Origin of the sequence: Anoxybacillus sp. LAT27, from assembly GCF_022030075.1 — a bacterium.
Lineage (GTDB): Bacteria > Bacillota > Bacilli > Bacillales > Anoxybacillaceae > Anoxybacillus > Anoxybacillus kestanbolensis.
The window spans coordinates 1-257 of record NZ_JAIWYK010000215.1 but is presented as its reverse complement, the minus strand read 5'-3'; the positions used below and the strand labels follow the sequence as shown (position 1 = coordinate 257).

Genomic DNA, 257 nt, shown 5'->3' with positions numbered 1-257 from the left:
CTTCCGCAAGTTTACCGATCCGGTCGTTCGCGCTCTGCGCCAGATGGGCGTCGACGCGGAGCTGACGGGCCGCAACGACATCCAGGTGGGCGAGCGGAAAATTTCCGGCAACGCCCAGTACGCCGCCAAAGGACGCATGTTCAGCCACGGCACGCTGCTGTTTGACTCCGACCTGGAGCGTGTCGTCTCCGCGCTGAACGTGAATCCCCAGAAAATCCAGTCGAAAGGGATTAAGTCGATTCGCAGCCGGGTCGCCA

1 protein-coding gene is annotated in these 257 nt (G+C 61.9%); it reads left to right on the top strand.

Annotation, left to right across the window (positions count from 1 at the left end):
• Positions 1–257: lipoate--protein ligase family protein (locus LD028_RS09185; protein WP_369414821.1), on the top strand; the 257-nt coding region annotated here is incomplete at both ends.